The organism is Streptomyces sp. NPDC049597, from assembly GCF_040675505.1.
Classification (GTDB): Bacteria; Actinomycetota; Actinomycetes; order Streptomycetales; family Streptomycetaceae; genus Streptomyces.
In genome coordinates this window covers 1-16629 of sequence record NZ_JBFAOY010000053.1, presented here as the reverse complement: position 1 = coordinate 16629, position 16629 = coordinate 1, and the positions used below count along the sequence as shown (strand labels likewise).

Below are 16629 nucleotides of genomic sequence, written 5' to 3'. Positions count from 1 at the left end.
CCGGGGAATTTCAACCGGCCACCAGCACCAAGTCCACGTGCGATTCCTTGTCAAGGCGGAGCAGGATCGACCTGGCGCGTCGCTGAGCGGTTGGGTGTCTCACAGGGGACCGTGGAGCGCTACCTGCAGGGCCAGTTCAAACGCCCCCGCCGCGACCTCGCCGACAACTCGCCGCCGAAGTACGCAAGGACCGGCAGCCCCGCGTCCAGCGGCGCATGTGGCTCCGGGGAGCCATGCGACCGTGAGCTCCGTGGGGGGATGTGCCCAGAAGGTTCGCTGTCTACCGTCGTGGGGCATTGCCACGCGCCGACATCGGAGGATGCCTGCTGTGCCCAAAAATGTCCTAATAAAGGAGAGTGTTAGCGGATTCGTGCCGTACAGGTCGGGGTTTCGGGCGGATCTGCTGACTGCGAGGGCCCGGCCGTTGCCGCCGCTGTCCTGGCCCCGCCGCTTGAGCCGGCTGCCGCAGGTCTCGGTGTTTCTGCTCGCTGCGGCGTTGGGCGGGACCGGCGCGGATCTCACCGCACAGGTGCTGGCTGCGGTGCACGCCGTCACCGTGGTGGTGGCGTTGCGGTGGCCGGCGCCGGCGTGGTGGCTCGCGATGGCCATGACGGTCGTTGTCGTGGTGGGGCATCCGCCCACCCACGACAACTGGCTGTGGGTGTGGGCGGTGCAGGCCGTGGTGCTGTTTCTGCTGTCGCTGCGGGTGCGTCCTTTCCCGGCGGCTGTGGCGACCGCTGTCACCGCCCTGCTCATGCTGGTTCTGAAGCTGTCCGGGACGGCGGTCGGGGACTGGCCCGTGACCGCCTTTGGCACCGTGTTGCTCGTTGTGGGGCCGGTCTTGGGGTCGATCAGGCGGGGACGGCGTGAGGATCGTGCCCGGCTGGCTGAGCAGTTCGTTGCGACCGCCCACGAGCGGGCCGCGCGGACCGTGCTGGAGGAACGAGCCCGAATCGCCCGTGAGCTGCACGATGTGGTCGCCCATCACATGTCCCTGATCTCCGTTCAGGCCGACGCTGCCCGCTACCGTGTGCCGGATCCGCCCGCGGAACTCGTCAACGAGTTCGCGTCGATCCGCGCGAGCGCGCTGGAGGCTCTGACGGAGCTGCGCCGCCTGTTGGGCGTGCTGCGCTTTGAGGTTACCGGCGATGGCGCGGCCGGCACCGCACCGCAGCCCTCCCTGGTTCGACTCGACGACCTTCTGGACTCGGTCCGCGCCGCGGGGCTGACCGTCACCTTGCAGGTCCGGGGGACGGCGCGGGCCCTGCCACCGGGGGTGGAGTTGTCCGCGTACCGGATCGTTCAGGAGGCACTGAGCAATTCCCTGCGGCACGCGTCCGGCGCCGAGGTCGTCGTGCGGATCGGGTACGGTCACGACACGCTGACGCTGAGCGTCACCAACACTCCCGTGCCTGTGGCGTCCGGACCGTCACCCGGCGCAGGGCACGGCCTGACCGGCATGCGCGAGCGTGCCACGATGCTGGGCGGCGAGCTTGCCGTCGGCCCCGCGCCCGACGGCGGCTGGGAGGTCCATGCTGTGCTCCCTGTCCCCGCCCCACCCACCAGCAAGGAGTCGCCTCCGTGACAATCCGCGTGCTGATCGCCGACGACCAGGCCATGGTCCGTGACGCGTTCTCGGTCATGCTCGGTGCCCAGTCAGACCTCGAGGTCGTCGCGTGTGCCGAGGACGGCGAGCAGGCCGTCGCACTCACCGAGAAGCTCGGGCCGGACGTGGTCGTCATGGACATCCGGATGCCGAACCTGGACGGCATCGAGGCCACCCGCCGCATCACCACACGCCCCGAGGCGGCTACCAGGATCTTGATCCTGACCACGTTCAACCTGGACGAGTACGTGTACGAGGCGCTGCGTGCCGGCGCCGCGGGTTTCCTGCTCAAGGACGCCTCCGGTGATCAGCTCGCGGGGGCGGTGCGGATCGTCGCGCGCGGTGACGCCCTGCTCGCCCCAGACATGACCATGCGGCTGATCAACGAGTTCGCCCGCGCCACATCCGGTCCCCGGCCCACGCCCGGGGCGCGGATCGAAAGTCTCACGCCGCGGGAGAACGAGGTCCTGGTTCAGGTCGCATTCGGCCTGTCCAACGCGGAGATCGCGCGGAAACTCGTGGTCGCCGAGGAGACGGTCAAGACCCACATCGGCCGCATCTTGAGCAAGATGCAGCTTCGGGACCGCACTCAGGCAGCCATCCTCGCCTACGAAAGCGGGCTGGTGGTGCCCGGCTCCAAACCGCGGTGATCGCGCGTACCCCTGGGGAGCCAGGCGGCGGTTTGGCTCGGTGGGGGGACGCCGGCCAGGAGGTCCGGCCGGGACGCTGGTGCCATGTCCGGCAAGGCCTGATCCGGCCGCCGGTGATCCCACCTCACGGAGCGCCAACATGTCCACGCCCCAGCCCTCTGTCCCGGCCGCCCGGTCGGCCCGCCGTCAAGCACGCCCCGGGCCCGTACGTTGGATCCTCCCCGTCGTCCTGGCGCTGATCGCCTCGCTGATCGCCTTCCTCGCCGGAGCGATCGTGCTGGGCGCCTGGATACCAGCGATCCCGAAAGTCGGCGTCATCGGGCCGGTCCTGGGAGGCCAGTACCCGTTCCACATCGCGCTGCTCGCTCTCGTCGGGCTCGGCCTCGGTGTGCTGGCATGGCGTAGCGGTCTTGTCCGCTGGGGTCGGACGCTGACCGCGCTCACCGCTGTGTCGGCCGCTTTCGCCCTGGCTATCGGCGCGGTCCAGTACGCCACCGCCGGCAAGGAGCACACCCGAGTCTCTTTCGGCGAGGTCATCACGCAGCTCGCCTACCCGGGTGCCGTCCCCGACGACTCCCCCACCTACGCCAAGCGCGACGGGGAGAAGCTGAAGGCCGACCTCTACCTTCCCGAAGCCGCACAGACCCGCTCGGGCAGGGTCCCGGCGATCGTGCTCGCGCACGCCGGTGGCTTCCACACCTTCAACAAGAGCGACCTGCGCGGCACCGCCCGGTGGCTGGCCGACCACGGCATCGTCGCGATCGCCATCGACTACCGCCTCGCCCGCTCCGACCGGCCCACCTGGAACAAAGCCCCCCAGGACCTCGTCACCGCACTTCGCTGGACCGAGGACCGCGCCGGCCACTACGGCATCGACCCCAACCGAATCTCCCTGGGCGGCATGTCCGCCGGCGGAACCCTCGCCCTGGACACCGCCTGGCGCCTGAAGAACGGCACCATCAAGGCCACCGACGGCCGGACCCCCAAGCCCCCGCACTCCGTCGTCGGGTTCTACCCCGGCACCGACGTCACCGACATGTGGCAACGCGACGTCGCCGGCACGCGACAGGCCGCCGAACTGTTCACCGGCGGCACGCCCGAACAGCACCCGGACCGCTACCACGCAGTCTCGCCCACCACTCATGTCACCGCAGGGCTCCAGCCCACCCTCCTCGTTGTCGGCGACCGCGACCGCAGCGCCTCCCCCACCACGATCGACGACCTCGCCGACGCCCTACGCGCCAACGGCGTCGACACGACGGTCAAGAAACTGCCGTTCGCCGAACACGCCTTCGACGACGCCTACGGCAGCCTTACCTCCCAGACCAGCCGACAGATCCTCCTCGACTTCCTCACACGATAACTCCGCGCCGACCGGCCCTTGATGGGATCCCAGCAGTACTCGCCGAGTGATGGCGGACGGCCCGGCCCCCGTGACCGGGCCATCTGCCATCACTGACATCACGGGCGTCAGCACCGAATCGGTACGAGCGGCCTCCGGTCCGCATGCCCGGACCGAGCGCCGCACAGAGTTCCCGGGGCCGGCGTACGGCAGCCGCGCGTCGGCCCCGGACCCGAACGTCACCCATCGCCACATGTCCGTTCGCCGTAGCCATGCGGGAACAGGACCGACTACAGAATTCGAGCCGTGCGCGGGTGCCCAAAGCGTGTTGCAGAAGGCTGCGGGATGGTCATTTTGCCTGTATAGGCGGGGTGTTGAAGGCTGAGCCGTTGCGGGTGGAGACGTTCACAGGGTTGCGGATGCGGCAGTTCGAGCGGCCGCTGAAGGTCGTTCGGAAGCGGGGCGGATCGGGCCCGGTGGTGGTTCGGCCGTGGTGCCTGCCGCTGGCCGACCGGGTGCTTGTGGTGGCCGTCTACTGCCGGACGAACCTCACCATGCGGCAGCTCGCGCCGCTGTTCGGCTGCTCGCCGGCGACGGTGTGCCGGGTGATCCAGCGGCTGCGGCAGGCCGCTCCTGGCGATCGAGCCGGCGTCCCGGCCCGTCAACGCGGTCGAGCGGTCCTCCAGCCCGTCAAGCCCTCGGCCTCGTAACGCCGCAGCCAGATGTAACGGCACTGACGGCTGATGCCGTAGAGCGGCAGGTGGCGGCAACACTGCCGCTCACCTCTTCCACATGGCGCAGCACCGGCGGCCGGTGCTTGGCATGCCTTGAAAGCTCGCGTTCGGTCATGCAGGTCTCCGAGATATGAGAGACCCACCTGTCATTAGCATCCGTCAGTTCTAGAGGACCCTTGGCCGTGCCGGCCTTGCTGCCAGCTGCGCCACAGCATCGTCCGGCCGGTCCGGACCGCATACGGAATTGAGCAGTCGTTACTCTGACTGGTCCACATGCGGATCGGGGAAACTCAGGCGTCCAGGCGCATCGCGCGGAGTCGCGTGGCCGCAGGTCCGAGGCGTGTGCCTGTCCGGGTGGGCCGGGGCCGGGCCGTCGCCGTGACCTCCGCGGACAGCGATGGTTAGACACGCGGCTTCGGATTCTCACAGGCCGTGCTTGTCGCTTCCATGGCGAGGACTTCGTGATTCGCCGGGTGCGCGGCACCGGGCCGGCCGTCACGACAGGCCCCACCACCTTCGACAGACCAGACAAGGATTCATCCACCGATGCACTTCTTCAGCAGGCTCCGGCGCTCGCCGGCTCACCTCGCCGTCGCCGCGAGCGTCGCGGCGAGCGCGCTCGTGTCCCTCCCTGCTCCGGCCGCTGCGGCGGGATCGCCGGCCCCTCCGCGTGTGTCGGTCTTCGCCGTCGTGGCGGGCAACGAGCCCGCGGGCACGTACACAGACCTGTCATCGCCGGCCTTCCACAGCAGCGTCCCCCTCGACATGCCGGCGCATGTGCGCCACGACGCCACGGGGCGGTACTCCGTCTTCTTCTCAGGACCCGACCTTGGCACCGCACCGACAGCCGGACTTCATGTGCGGGCAATGACCGACGGCAACTGCATGCCCTTCGACGGCATCACCCCCAGCCGTCATCCGGGTCTGCAGATCGACGTGGCCTGCTTCGACAGTGCAGGGCGTCCAGCCGACCGCCGCTTCACCATCGCGTACAACGCTCGCGGCGCGGCGCACGGGGCGCTGGTGACCGCAGCGACTGCGCCCGGTGCCGTGTCCTCCGACTGGCGGGTGGCTGAACCGCAGAACACGGGCAGTGCCGCGCGTGTCGCCTACACTCACCCGTCGCCGGGCCAATACATCGTCGACCTGCCCTATCTGCCGGGCACGGCACCCGAGTCGTTCGCCGTCACGGCCCTCGCCCCCATCGCCGAGGCCGCTACCGGCCGGATCCCCGACGTGGTGTGCGGAATGACGGGGCGGGCGCTGATCCCCGGGGACGCGGGTCCGGTACGGCAGATCTCGGTGACCTGCCGGGACGCGGTCACCGGAGGCATGGCTCCGGGCGGCACCCGGATCCATGTCGGATACACCCGTGGCGTCAACCTGGCGGGAGCGTCCGGCGTCGGCGAGGCGTACCTCACCGCGCCCTGGATCTCCACCAACTCTCGTGTGGTGCTGCCCGGCAGTGCTGCCCACGACCCTGGACCGGTCACGACCGGGGCCGTCGCCGTACAGCGCCATGCCACCGGCCAGTACACCGTCGACATCGCCAACCAGGAGCCCGACATCGGCTACGCGAGCCTTGTCGCCACGGCCAACGGCTCCACCGCCCTCTGCCGTGCGTGGGTGCCCGACCCGGACCGGCCGGGCCATCTCTCCGTCGTCTGCCGGAACCAGACGGGCCCGATGGACACCAGCTTCCACCTGCACTTCGTCTCCAAGAAAGGGAGTGTCTACTGAGGATTCGGGTTGTCGTCGGGTGGTGACGGTTCATGATCCCTGCGGTATGCCGGTGAGGTGAGATATCCGGAGGGTGGGGGCCTGACCGCTGAGCGTCGGGCGTTTCGTGAGGGGATCCGGCTCCAGGCCGGCGAGCGGTTCGCGGCGGGTGAGAAGACCGCGGTGATCGCGAAGGATCTGCGGGTGAGTGTGCGGTCGGTGGAACGCTGGCGTCGTGCCTGGCGCGAGGGCGGCATGGAGGCCCTGCGCTCCGCGGGCCCGGCCAACTACCCGACTGTCACCGATGCCCAGTTCGCCGTGCTCGAGGAGGAACTCGGCAAGGGCCCGTCGGCGCATGGCTTCGAGGATGAACGCTGGACTGTGGCCCGGGTCCAGGCGGTGATCCGCCGGCGTCTGAGGGTGAGTCTGTCGGTGGCGACGGTGTGGCGGCTGTTGAACCGGCACGGCTGGTCCTGGCAGGCACCCGCTCGCAGAGCCTTGGAGCGGGACGAGCACGCGGTGGAGCTGTGGAAGAGGGAGGTGTGGCCCGGGGTAAAAGGCTCGCGGCGGCATGCGGAGCCTGGATCCTCTTCGAGGACGAAGCCGGATTCTCGATGACGCCGCCCCGCGCCCGCACCTGGGGCCGGCGCGGACACACTCCCGTGATTCGCGTGCGTGGCAGGTCCCGCCGCCGGACTTCGGTCGCCGCGCTGTGCTGCCACAAACCCGGTGAGAAGAGTCGTCTCATCCACCGGCCCGGTGCCCATCTCCTGCTCAAGGGTGCACGCAAGAGCTTCTCCTGGCAGGACTACCGCGACCTCCTGGTCCGCGCGCATATCCAGCTCGGCGGCCCGATCGTGGTGGTCTGGGACAATCTCAACACCCACCTGGCGGCCGGGCTGAAGCGGTACGAGGCCGAGCACGACTGGCTCACCACCGTCCGCCTCCCGCCCTATGCACCTGATCTGAATCCCGTCGAGGCCGTCTGGTCGCTGGTGCGCGGAGCGATGGCCAACACCGCTTTCGGCACACCCGACGACCTCGACCGCAAACTCCGCCGCGAGTTACGCCGGATCCAGCTCCGACCCCACCTGATCGACGGCTGCCTCACCGCCACAGGCCTGACCATCAACCCGCCGACCCCACGCTGAAAACCTCAGTAGGCCGATGTGGGTGGAAGGACCATGGCAGTGTTGGATTGTGGTTGATGCGGTGGATGCCTTGTTCGGTGGCATCGGCGACGCCGGCGAGGTGGTCGCCGGCGAGGTTGGCGAGTTCGCGCTTCTTGAGTGACGACCACAGCAGTTCCACGGGTTCAGCTCGGGTGCGTAGGCGGGTAATCGCTCGAGGGTGAGCCAGTCCTGTTCGGCGACCCAGGCGCGCATCTCCCGGCTCCAGTGGGCGGACAGGTCGTCCCACCACGAGGATCACCCTCTCGCCGCGGTAGAAGACCTTGATCTGTTCCAGGACCTCGATGAGGGCAGTGGTGTCGTAGCTGCCGGGTCTGAGATGGAAACAGAGACGGGGACCTCGATCGGGGTCGGTGGAGTGGTAGCCCGGTGCCGCCGCCATCGAGGCGCGCTTCCAGTTCAACCGGTGCCGCAGGAGAGGTGAGCGGCCCGGGAGTGAGTAGGTGCGGCGGACCTGCGGAAGCAAGGAGACGCCTGATTCGTCGAGGAACACGATCCAGGCACGTGTTTTCACCGCCCCCTTTTGACGCGCGGCCACTCGTGGGTGATCCAGCGGGCGAACTCGGACTCGTTCCGCTCGACCGCTCGTCGTTCGGGCCGCTGCAGGCTCCATCCGAGTCGGCCGGTCAAAGTCGCCAAACCGAGGCCCTCGACAGCGACACGCCCGTGACGCGTTCGACGACCAAGCCGACTCGGTCCAGGGTCCACAGGTCGGCCTCGAACCCAAGCGCTTGGGCGCCTCGCTCCAACTCGGCCCTCACCCTTTCGACCTGGGCATCGTCCAGCTTGGGCGGGCGACCGGTAGCCGTGCGTCGGCGCAACGCCTGGGCGCCGCTGCGAGACCACCACACCCACCGAACTAACGAAAAGATCAGTAGTAGTCGGTGGCGTGGGCGGTGTTGGCCCAGCCGGTACGCGGGCGAGGGCGATCGCGAGGTTACGGAAAGCGGCCATCGCGCGGGTCGTGTTCCCCGTGCGGATCCCGGAGGCGTCCTCGGCGAGGGTGATGTCCCGGACGTGGTGAGGTGCCTTGACGTGCCAGTGCTCGCGCACGGCTCGGGAGAGCTGGGCGTCGGTCGCGGAGAACGCGTCGTGGCTGGTGACGGCACAGACGGGCTCAACTGGCTCTTCCCGCTGTTCAGGTCGCGCCGACGGCGGGTGACCTTGATCGCCTGGGCGGCGTGCGGGAGCCGCAGCCGGCGTGGAACCTGGACGGCTTTGAGGCGGCGGATCTCGTCACGGCCGTGCCCCCTCTCGCGGGTGGCGTTGCCGAGGGGGATCAGCGACTTGAGGAAGCCCTGCAGCTTGGGAGTGTTTGGCCTTCACGATCGCGATGTAGTCGGCCTTCTTCTCCTCGACCAGAAACTGCACGTGCGCGTGCTGGGTGTGCATCGAACGCGACGGTGCGGCCGTCCAGGTCGAGCGGAGCGAGAAGGGGCTTGAACTCGCTGATCTCGCCCTTCTTCCCGGCGACCTGCCGCTGGTTCAGCGTCGCACGTTCGCCGTGGGTGACGGCCTCCAGCAAGTGCACCGCCCTCGTCGCCGCGGTGCGCGATCCGCGCAGGCTCTTCCCGTCGAGGCGATCGCGCACAGTCCTTCGCCCGGTTGGGGCGGGTGCAGTGTCCTGCAAGCCACGCACCCACCGCCGCGTCAACCGCAGCGCCGTCCAGACGTGCCAGGAGTCGGCCGAACGTGGTCGCTTGCGGTGCGCGGCCCGCAGCCCCAGGCGGTGACGGACCTCGCCGGGCAGGTAGGCGCCATGCCGTGCGATGGCGGCGAGGGTAGTGGTGCCGGCGAGCACGGCGATCGGGCACAGAGCGAGGACCGGGCCGAACCGGTAACGGCGGCCCTGCCGACGGCGCGGATCGGGCAGTGCGTCGAGGACGTCGGCAAGGTCCAGCAGGCGGTCGGGGTCATGAGGGATGGTGCCCGCCTCGTGGTCGACGTGGCGGGACACAGCGGTAATCAGCGAGGATGGCATCCGGAAGCGGTTCGTTGTGATGAGGCATCAGACACCTCCATCATCACAGACCGCTTCCTTCAGTTGATCATCGGATGTCCGCCAAAGCGGATCAAGCCGGTTGCGCGGATGGTCGATTTGGATGACACAAATCTGCGGGAAACATTCTGGATATTCGCTGTCAACCGGTCGCCGTGGTTCGGCAACTCTTTGGAGAACCCAGCGATGGCGCGACAGGAGTACACGGCATGACACCGCTCGTCCCACACCGGCTGCGGCGCGTCACGGCAGCCGTGCTGCTCCTCGCCGGTACGGCGGTGCACGCCCGAGGCTGGCAGGAGTGCCGTTCTTCTACTGGGACCAGCTGGCGTGGGGCATCGCCGTCCCGGGCCCTGATCAGCAACACAGCACGTCATCACCGAACACACCAGAGGTGAGGAGCCGCCATGTCAAAATCCGCCCTGCCCGAAGCCCCCCGGTCACAGAATCGGGCCAACCGCTTGACCCCGCGCAACATCCTGCTCTGGAGCACTATCGCCGTGGCCGGGGCGATCGGGTGGGGCGTGCTGGCCCTGTCCAGGGGCGAGGAGATCTCGGCCGTCTGGCTGGTGGTGGCAGCCCTGGGCTCGTATGCGATCGCGTACCGCTTCTATTCGCGGTTCATCGCCCGCCGGGTTCTGGAGGTCGATGACACGCGTGCCACTCCGGCGGAGCGGCTGGAGGACGGGGTCGACTACCACCCCACCGACAAGCGGGTGCTGTTCGGCCACCACTTTGCGGCCATCGCGGGTGCCGGCCCTCTGGTGGGCCCGGTCCTGGCCGCGCAGATGGGGTATCTGCCGAGCACCGTCTGGATCATCGTGGGCGTGATCTTGGCGGGCGCGGTGCAGGACATGATCGTCCTGTTCCTGTCCATGCGCCGGGACGGCAAGAGCCTGGGACAGATGGCCCGGGACGAAATCGGCAAGGTCGGCGGTGCCGCCGCGCTGATCGGCGTTTTCGCCATCATGATCATTCTGCTCGCGGTCCTGGCCATGGTCGTCGTCAACGCGCTGGCGGAGTCCGCCTGGGGCACCTTCTCGGTCACCATGACCATCCCCATCGCCCTCTTCATGGGCTTCTACCTGCGCTACCTGCGGCCCGGCCGGGTCGTGGAGACCAGTGTCATCGGTGTGGTGCTGCTGCTGCTCGCCATCCTCGGCGGCGGCTGGGTCGCGGACTCCTCGCTGGCCGGCTACTTCATCTGGAGCCCGGAGACCCTGGTCTTCTGCCTGGTCGGTTACGGTTTCGTCGCCTCCGTGCTCCCGGTGTGGATGCTGCTGGCCCCCCGCGATTACCTGTCGACCTTCATGAAGGTCGGCACCATCGCCCTGATGGCCGTCGGCGTGGTGATCGCCGCCCCCGTGCTCAAGGCCGAGCCGGTGACCGAGTTCGCCTCCACAGGAGCCGGTCCGGTGTTCGCCGGGTCGATGTTCCCGTTCCTCTTCATCACCATCGCCTGCGGTGCCCTGTCCGGCTTCCACGCCCTGATCTCCTCCGGCACCACGCCGAAGCTGATCCAGAAGGAGTCCCAGGTCCGGGTGATCGGCTACGGCTCCATGCTCACGGAGTCCTTCGTCGCCGTCATGGCCTTGATCGCCGCCTGCGTGCTGGAGCCGGGTCTCTTCTACGCGATGAACTCCCCGGCCGCGCTGCTCGGCCCGACCGTGGAGAGCGCCTCCGAGGCGGTGAAGAACCTGGGCTTCACCATCACCCCGGACCAACTCGCCGCGGCGGCCAAGGCCGTCGAGGAGGAGACGCTGGTCGGGCGGACCGGTGGCGCGCCCACCCTGGCCGTGGGCATGGCGGAGATCTTCGCCGGCGTGTTCGGCGGGGCGGGGATGAAGGCGTTCTGGTACCACTTCGCGATCATGTTCGAGGCGCTGTTCATCCTCACCACGGTGGACGCCGGCACCCGGGTCGGCCGGTTCATGCTCCAGGACATGCTGGGCAACGTCTGGAAGCCGATCGGCCGGGTCACCTGGAAGCCGGGCATCTGGATCACCAGCGCCATCGTCGTGGGCGCGTGGGGCTACTTCCTCTACGCCGGCGTCACCGACCCGCTCGGCGGCATCAAGCAGTTGTTCCCGCTCTTCGGCATCGCCAACCAGCTGCTGGCCGCGGTCGCCCTGGCCGTCACCACGACGCTGTTGATCAAGCACGGCAAACTGCGCTGGGCCTGGGTCACCGGCATCCCGCTGGCCTGGGACGTGGCCGTCACCTTCACCGCCGGCTGGCAGAAGATCTTCTCCGACAACCCGGCGATCGGCTTCTTCGCCCTGCGGGAGAAGTACGCGCAGGCCATCGAGGACGGCCGACTGCTGCCGGGCGCCAAGAACATGGACGACATGCACACCATCGTGCTCAACAACACCGTCGACGGTGTGATCATGGCCGTCTTCCTGCTGCTGGTCCTCACGGTCCTGGTCAACTGCGCCGTGGTGTGCGTCCGCGCCGTCCGCTCCACCGAGCCGCTACCGACGACCGAGGCGCCGTACGTCGCATCCCGTATCGACGTGCCGGAGCAGCGCAGCAGCGAGTCCCTGGTGGGGGCGGGCTCATGAGAACCGTCCGGAAGGCACTGGGCGCCGCGCTCTGGTACGCGCGGGAACTGACCGGCGAGGCCGAGTACGACCGCTACTGCGAACGCCACCGCCGCCACCATCCCCATGCGCCACTGCCCACCCGCCGCGAGTACGAGCGGATACGCACAGAACACCGCGAGCAGGACACCCCCAGCCGCTGCTGCTGAGGCGTCTCCCGCCCCGCAAGGCTCCGGTCTCCCCCGGATCTTCGTCCGGGGGAGACCGGAGCCCCGCCCCTGCCGACGGGGCCCTGGCTGCACCGCTGCACCCCTGGCCGCCGACACACTGCTCGCGACCCGCCCCATCATCCGGCTGCCACCGACGTCACGGCCGAACACAACTCACCGAACCCGCGAAGGTCGGGACAAACCCCAAGACCGAACCGCAGCCCCAGAGCCGGCCGGGACCACCATCCCGCCCGGACATCGCCCCCGAACCGCGGGGCGGGCGCCACCGTCCTGGCCCTGACTGCCGACGCCCGCTCCGCTTCTCAGCCGCGCACGAGCCGCCCACTCGTCAGCCGTGCCTCTACTGGAAGCGACCAGATGCCGCAACGCCGAAGACCCGTGATCACGGGCCCCGAGCTCGACGACCGTGAGCTGCGCCGGACGCTGACGGAGCTGCGCCCCGCCAAGCAGCTACACGGCCTCGGGGCCGGTGCGAGCCGCCCGCCGTGGGAGCCCGTCGCGAAGCTGTTGCGCGCGACCGGCCGGGACTGGGACCGGCGAGTGCACCGGGTCTCCGTACTGGCCCCCGCCCTGCCGCCGTTGGTCACCACCCGGTGGATTGCGGACCGCCCGAAGGACCCCGATGCCCTCGTTGTGCGGGCGTACGCACGGGTGGCGCGGGCGGACGGGGCGATCCGGGCGGAGTCCTCGGAGGCGTACAACGACTGCATGCGGGCGGCGGAGGCCACGCCGGAGGACCCCACACCCTGGCTGGCTCTGCTGGACCTGATGTACGCCTGCAGAGCCCCGTCCCATGCGCTCGTCCCCCTGTGGACCGAGGCCGTCAACCGCGACCCGTGGAACCGGACCGCCTACCACCGGCTGCTGCGCCATCTCTCCCCGCGCGGGCACGGAACGCTGGCCGAGATGCTCGACTTCGCCCGTCACAGCGCGGCTCGGGCCCCCCACGGCTCGCCCATCGCCCTGCTGCCACTCGCTGCCCGCGCCGAACTCGTCGCACACCGGGAAGGCCTGCGCTCTACGAGCGTCGTGCGAGTCGCCGCTCACTGGAATGAGCCGCAGGCCGCCGCGGAGATCGACACCGCCCTGGCCAAGTGGTTCCACGCCGGCGCCCCGCCGCACGCCGAGGCGCTCGCCGACCTCAATCTGCTCGCCTTCGCCCTGACCCGCACCCACCGCAGGGATCAGGCCGCCCTCGTCTTCCGTCGCATCGGCCGCCACATGACCAGTCAGCCCTGGGACCTTGTCCCCGATCCCGTCGGCACATTCCTCTACTGGCGGGACCGGGTATGCGGCTGAGCGCGCGACACAGGGCGGCAGGATCCCCCTGTCCGGTACGACGTGGCTCTTGAACAGGCCGATCGTGGACTCCATCACGGCATTGTCGTAGGCGTCGCCGTAAGCCGGTGGAGGTGTCGACGACGAAGGCGACGGAGACGGTTCCGGCCCGGGCCGCGGCGTGGGTGAAGGTGGAGTACTGCGCCTACCGGAACTGCCATGCCCTGACGTAGTTCACCTCAAAGGCGTTGCTTTCTCCGGTCGGGGTCGAGTCGTCAGGATCGCCACTCGCGCTTCCGAACCAGAGATCCAGGATGATGTACATCGGATCTGACATGGCGACGTCGAGAGAGTAGAACTCCTGGCCGTCGAAGTAGAAGGTCAGCTTGTTCGGCTCCCACTTGACCCCATACTTGTGGAAGCCTTGCGACAGGTCAGCGGTCTGAAGGGTACGGTGCCCGGCCGCGTCGTTGGAGGCGCCGTGCGGCCAGACGGTCGCGGCGAATGCCGTGGGGTGCAGGTTGCTGTCGCTCCATCCACTGTCCGGGCCGCCACCCGGGTACGCTTCCATGACATCGATCTCAGGTCGACGGTCGTCGATGTGGTTGAACAGCCAGAACGCAGGCCATGCTCCCTTTCCGATCGGAAGTTTGGCCTCCATCTCGAAGAACCCGTACCGCTGGTAGTACTTTCCGTCGGTGTCTATGGTGCGGTTGAAGAATCTCCCGGAAGCGTCGCGCTGAGGCCAGATCTTGAGCGCCCCGCCCTCAACCTTATAGTTGGTTGTCGGGTTTGAGCTCTCATACCAGATGTGATCGTTCCAGACGCTGGTGTCGAGCCCGCTGTTGAATTCTTCGGAGAAGGTCGGACTGAAGTTTCCGGGGTCCTGTCCCGCGGGGCCAGAGTCCTCGCAGCTTGAGTCTGTCGACACAGTGAACCTGCCGACGGTGTAGCGAAGTTGGTCGTCGACGGTCACACCTTCTCCTTGTGCGAGGGGTACCCGGTCCCACGGTGAGTGGTTTTGGTAGAGGCCCACGCGTACGGAGTACTGTCCCGCCGGGGTGCCCGGGGGAACGGAGATGGTGTGGTCGTAGCTGACCGCGCCGCTCCACGCGGAGGTTGGCTGAGGCGGCGAGTGGTCCGCGTTCAGGGCTGATTGGTGCTCCCCGTCGGCATCGACGAAGTGGACGAAGACTTCGTAGTCGTCATCCATTGGCGCGGCGTCGAATCGCATCGCCAGGGTCAGGTCCTGTCCTCCCCGGACGGACAACTCCGGGTTCCCCAGCAACAGCACTCGGGACGCATCAGCAGCACTGGCTGACGGCAGCCAGGAAAGCGATGCAGCGAGAAGGAGAAAGGCTAACAGCATACTTGCGTGCCGATTCATCTCACCTCCAGATGAACTCAGTTGGGTGGAGTACGAACGATAATGATGGAGAGTCGACCTGCCATGTGGGTGGCAAACATGGTTCGAGCTTGATCTGTGGGGACCATGGCCGTGCAGTTCCTCGATCAGGCTGGCGCCTGCGTAGTCCCCGGTCACCCAGCGCTTGACAGGAGTTGAGAGGTCACACTCGGTTGGTACGAGCTCATACGACCCCTGCCCTGTAAGCGGTGAGATTGATCAGTGCGGGCCGGCGCAGAAGGACGCGGCGTCCGGTCGATCCAAGCTGACGCCCGAGGCGTGGTGTTTCTCCCATCCGGCTGTTTGTCGTGACGGACCGAGCCTCGGCAATCGTCATGGCATTGCCGACGGCGGCCTTGGCGCCGGATTCCTCTCACGCCTCGCACTCCGCGCGGTTAACAGGACCGGGTCGGCCGACCACGACGAGGGGGCATCGATGACGCGCAGTACCGATGGTTCTTCGACTCACGGCCACCGCATGGTGCGGGGTGGCTACAAGGGTTCCGTCCGCGATGAACAAGGGCGTCCTGGCAGAATCGCTTGCAAGGCCGACGTGCGAGCATGGGACCGAGATGGTTGATGATTGTGGTCAGCCGCGGACTTCGACGCACAAGCAGCGCTGGCTTCAGCAGGTCAGGTCGCACGCAGGTACGCCGCCACGAGCAGCATCCGGTGTTCCAACGGCAGACTCTACGGCCGGCCCTTGCTCCCTGGATCCGCCGCGCCGTCCAGGCCAGAGCCCAGGAAGGAGAGGAGGACCACCAGGGCATCGCCGCAGACAATGGCTGAATCGCAAAGTTGAACACTGCGAAGTACTCAACGGAGATGAAGTCGACGACGTGGCCGCGGAAGACCCCCGGCGCCTGGAAGATCCGGTCAGTGAGATTACCGAGCGCGCTCCCAAGCAACAGGCCCAGTGCGACAGCCCACGGGAGGCTGTGAAGCTTGCGCGCGGCACGCACGATGACCACGATAACCGCGACCGCAATCGCAGTGAACACAGCGGTGAATGTCTGGCCCGTGCCGAAAGCCGCACCCGAGTTGCGGGTCACCTCGAGCGTGAGTACGCGGCCTACTATTTCGAGGCCGTGGGGGACCTGGCGCGGGTTCTTCCGCCCCAGGAGCACGAAGCGATCTGGGCCGTGAAGAAGGAACTGGACTTCCCCGGCTATGTGTTCGGCCTGGATCGGCCTGCGGAAGGAGAAAGCCTCATGCCCGCGATCTCGGAACGGTTCGGCCGTGCCCTCAGCCGTCACCGGGACGACCGCTTGCTCTGACCGCGGATACCCGCCGAAGACGATCAAGTCTGCGGCATCGACTGGGCGGAGGACCACCACGACGTCGCCCTGGTCAACGAGCGGGGCGACCTCGTCGCCAAACAACGGATCAGCGACGACCTCGCCGGGCTGGAGACCCTGCAGCAACTTCTCGCCGAGGCCGGGGACGAGCCCGGGGATCCGATCCCCGTCGCGATCGAGACCTCCCGGGGCCTGCTGGTGGCCTGCCTGCGAGCCACCGGCCGTCCCGTCTATGCCATCAACCCCATGGCGGTCGCTCGTTATCGTGAGCGACGGACGGTGACACGGACCAAGTCGGACCACGCGGACGCCCTCGCCCTGGCAAACGTCCTGCGCACGGACGCGGACCACCACCGTCCGCTGCCCGCGACTCCGAGCTCATCCAGGCGATCGCTGTCCTGGCCCGGGCCCAGCAAGACGCTGTCTGGAACCGCCAGCAGCTGGCCAACCAGCTCCGGTCCCTGCTGCGGGAGTTCTCCCCGGCCGCCCTGGCCGCCTTCCAGGTCAAGAACGTGGGCCTGGCGCCCACCCGGAAGCCCGGGTGTCGGCGTACACGTGAACGTGCATGGCCGCGTACGGATGAACGTGCAGGGTTCCTGAGGTGCTGAGGTTCGGGATTCGGCACTCTGCTGCCT

Annotated in this window: 14 protein-coding genes and 4 pseudogenes; 13 read left to right on the top strand and 5 right to left on the bottom strand. The window is 68.2% G+C overall.

The window, feature by feature from the left end; translation table 11 throughout:
• Nucleotides 1–63 precede the first annotated feature (63 nt).
• The 5 genes and pseudogenes from AB0K02_RS32515 to AB0K02_RS32495 all read left to right on the top strand — a co-directional run.
• Nucleotides 64–162: pseudogene (locus AB0K02_RS32515) on the top strand (XRE family transcriptional regulator); the annotation flags it as partial.
• 289 nt (nt 163–451) lie between these two features.
• Nucleotides 452–1585 carry a sensor histidine kinase gene (locus AB0K02_RS32510; RefSeq protein ID WP_365996204.1) on the top strand — a complete coding sequence of 378 codons (1134 nt, stop codon included), beginning with the start codon at nt 452–454 and terminating at the stop codon, nt 1583–1585.
• Entirely contained in the window at nt 1582–2256 is a 675-nt protein-coding gene (locus AB0K02_RS32505; protein WP_365996203.1) for a response regulator transcription factor, read from the top strand. Before AB0K02_RS32510 ends, AB0K02_RS32505 begins: the two co-directional genes overlap by 4 nt.
• A 139-nt stretch (nt 2257–2395) precedes the next feature.
• On the top strand, nt 2396–3619 hold the full coding sequence (locus AB0K02_RS32500; protein ID WP_365996202.1) for an alpha/beta hydrolase: 1224 nt from the start codon (nt 2396–2398) through the stop codon (nt 3617–3619).
• Nucleotides 3620–3960: 341 nt separating this feature from the next.
• A pseudogene (locus AB0K02_RS32495) lies at nt 3961–4276 on the top strand (transposase family protein); the annotation flags it as partial.
• Here the strand turns inward: AB0K02_RS32495 and AB0K02_RS32490 are convergent.
• Nucleotides 4260–4475, bottom strand: a complete 216-nt coding sequence (locus AB0K02_RS32490) for a leucine zipper domain-containing protein (protein WP_365996201.1) — start codon at nt 4473–4475, stop codon at nt 4260–4262. The pseudogene AB0K02_RS32495 and the gene AB0K02_RS32490 sit on opposite strands and share 17 nt — an antisense overlap.
• Before the next feature lie 403 nt (nt 4476–4878).
• Here AB0K02_RS32490 and AB0K02_RS32485 point away from each other — a divergent pair, with 403 nt between their 5' ends.
• The 3 genes from AB0K02_RS32485 to AB0K02_RS32475 are packed head-to-tail and all read left to right on the top strand — an operon-like array spanning nt 4879 to nt 7202.
• Nucleotides 4879–6072, top strand: coding sequence for a hypothetical protein (locus AB0K02_RS32485; protein WP_365996200.1), 1194 nt, complete (start codon nt 4879–4881; stop codon nt 6070–6072).
• A 57-nt stretch (nt 6073–6129) separates the two neighbouring features.
• Nucleotides 6130–6669 carry a winged helix-turn-helix domain-containing protein gene (locus tag AB0K02_RS32480; protein ID WP_365996199.1) on the top strand — a complete coding sequence of 180 codons (540 nt, stop codon included), beginning with the start codon at nt 6130–6132 and terminating at the stop codon, nt 6667–6669.
• Nucleotides 6666–7202, top strand: coding sequence for a transposase (locus AB0K02_RS32475; protein WP_365996198.1), 537 nt, complete (start codon nt 6666–6668; stop codon nt 7200–7202). The genes AB0K02_RS32480 and AB0K02_RS32475 overlap by 4 nt, the downstream gene beginning before the upstream one ends.
• On the opposite strand, the gene AB0K02_RS32470 is transcribed toward AB0K02_RS32475, so the two are convergent.
• On the bottom strand, nt 7180–7779 hold the full coding sequence (locus AB0K02_RS32470; protein ID WP_365996197.1) for a hypothetical protein: 600 nt from the start codon (nt 7777–7779) through the stop codon (nt 7180–7182). The two genes, AB0K02_RS32475 and AB0K02_RS32470, sit on opposite strands and share 23 nt — an antisense overlap.
• 88 nt (nt 7780–7867) lie before the next feature.
• On the bottom strand, nt 7868–8092 hold the full coding sequence (locus AB0K02_RS32465; protein ID WP_365996196.1) for a helix-turn-helix domain-containing protein: 225 nt from the start codon (nt 8090–8092) through the stop codon (nt 7868–7870).
• An 878-nt stretch (nt 8093–8970) separates the two neighbouring features.
• Between AB0K02_RS32465 and AB0K02_RS32460 the strand changes: the two genes are divergently transcribed.
• The 4 genes from AB0K02_RS32460 to AB0K02_RS32445 all read left to right on the top strand — a co-directional run bounded on the left by AB0K02_RS32460 (nt 8971) and on the right by AB0K02_RS32445 (nt 13312).
• Nucleotides 8971–9453, top strand: a complete 483-nt coding sequence (locus AB0K02_RS32460; RefSeq protein ID WP_365996195.1) for a hypothetical protein — start codon at nt 8971–8973, stop codon at nt 9451–9453.
• Nucleotides 9454–9647: 194 nt separating this feature from the next.
• Nucleotides 9648–11804, top strand: coding sequence for a carbon starvation CstA family protein (locus AB0K02_RS32455; RefSeq protein ID WP_365996194.1), 2157 nt, complete (start codon nt 9648–9650; stop codon nt 11802–11804).
• Complete coding sequence (locus tag AB0K02_RS32450) at nt 11801–11992, top strand: YbdD/YjiX family protein (protein ID WP_365996193.1); 192 nt, start codon at nt 11801–11803, stop codon at nt 11990–11992. Before AB0K02_RS32455 ends, AB0K02_RS32450 begins: the two co-directional genes overlap by 4 nt.
• Nucleotides 11993–12370: 378 nt before the next feature.
• The gene (locus AB0K02_RS32445) at nt 12371–13312 is read left to right on the top strand and encodes a hypothetical protein (protein WP_365996192.1); all 942 of its coding nucleotides are present in this window, start codon (nt 12371–12373) and stop codon (nt 13310–13312) included.
• A gap of 184 nt (nt 13313–13496) precedes the next feature.
• On the opposite strand, the gene AB0K02_RS32440 is transcribed toward AB0K02_RS32445, so the two are convergent.
• Complete coding sequence (locus AB0K02_RS32440) at nt 13497–14504, bottom strand: glycoside hydrolase family 16 protein (RefSeq protein ID WP_365996191.1); 1008 nt, start codon at nt 14502–14504, stop codon at nt 13497–13499.
• Nucleotides 14505–15386: 882 nt separating this feature from the next.
• Nucleotides 15387–16030, bottom strand: a pseudogene (locus AB0K02_RS32435) (signal peptidase II).
• Here AB0K02_RS32435 and AB0K02_RS32430 point away from each other — a divergent pair.
• A pseudogene (locus AB0K02_RS32430) lies at nt 15980–16515 on the top strand (IS110 family transposase); the annotation flags it as partial. The pseudogenes AB0K02_RS32435 and AB0K02_RS32430 sit on opposite strands and share 51 nt — an antisense overlap.
• Nucleotides 16516–16629: the final 114 nt, after the last annotated feature.

Excerpts from the sequence above, each read along its gene's own strand:
- AB0K02_RS32500 (WP_365996202.1), top strand. The coding sequence starts at position 2,396 with ATGTCCACGCCCCAGCCCTCTGTCCCGGCCGCCCGGTCGGCCCGCCGT.
- AB0K02_RS32485 (WP_365996200.1), top strand. The coding sequence starts at position 4,879 with ATGCACTTCTTCAGCAGGCTCCGGCGCTCGCCGGCTCACCTCGCCGTC.
- AB0K02_RS32475 (WP_365996198.1), top strand. The coding sequence starts at position 6,666 with ATGACGCCGCCCCGCGCCCGCACCTGGGGCCGGCGCGGACACACTCCC.
- AB0K02_RS32455 (WP_365996194.1), top strand. The coding sequence starts at position 9,648 with ATGTCAAAATCCGCCCTGCCCGAAGCCCCCCGGTCACAGAATCGGGCC.
- AB0K02_RS32450 (WP_365996193.1), top strand. The coding sequence starts at position 11,801 with ATGAGAACCGTCCGGAAGGCACTGGGCGCCGCGCTCTGGTACGCGCGG.
- AB0K02_RS32445 (WP_365996192.1), top strand. The coding sequence starts at position 12,371 with ATGCCGCAACGCCGAAGACCCGTGATCACGGGCCCCGAGCTCGACGAC.
- AB0K02_RS32440 (WP_365996191.1), bottom strand. The coding sequence starts at position 14,504 with ATGGATGACGACTACGAAGTCTTCGTCCACTTCGTCGATGCCGACGGG.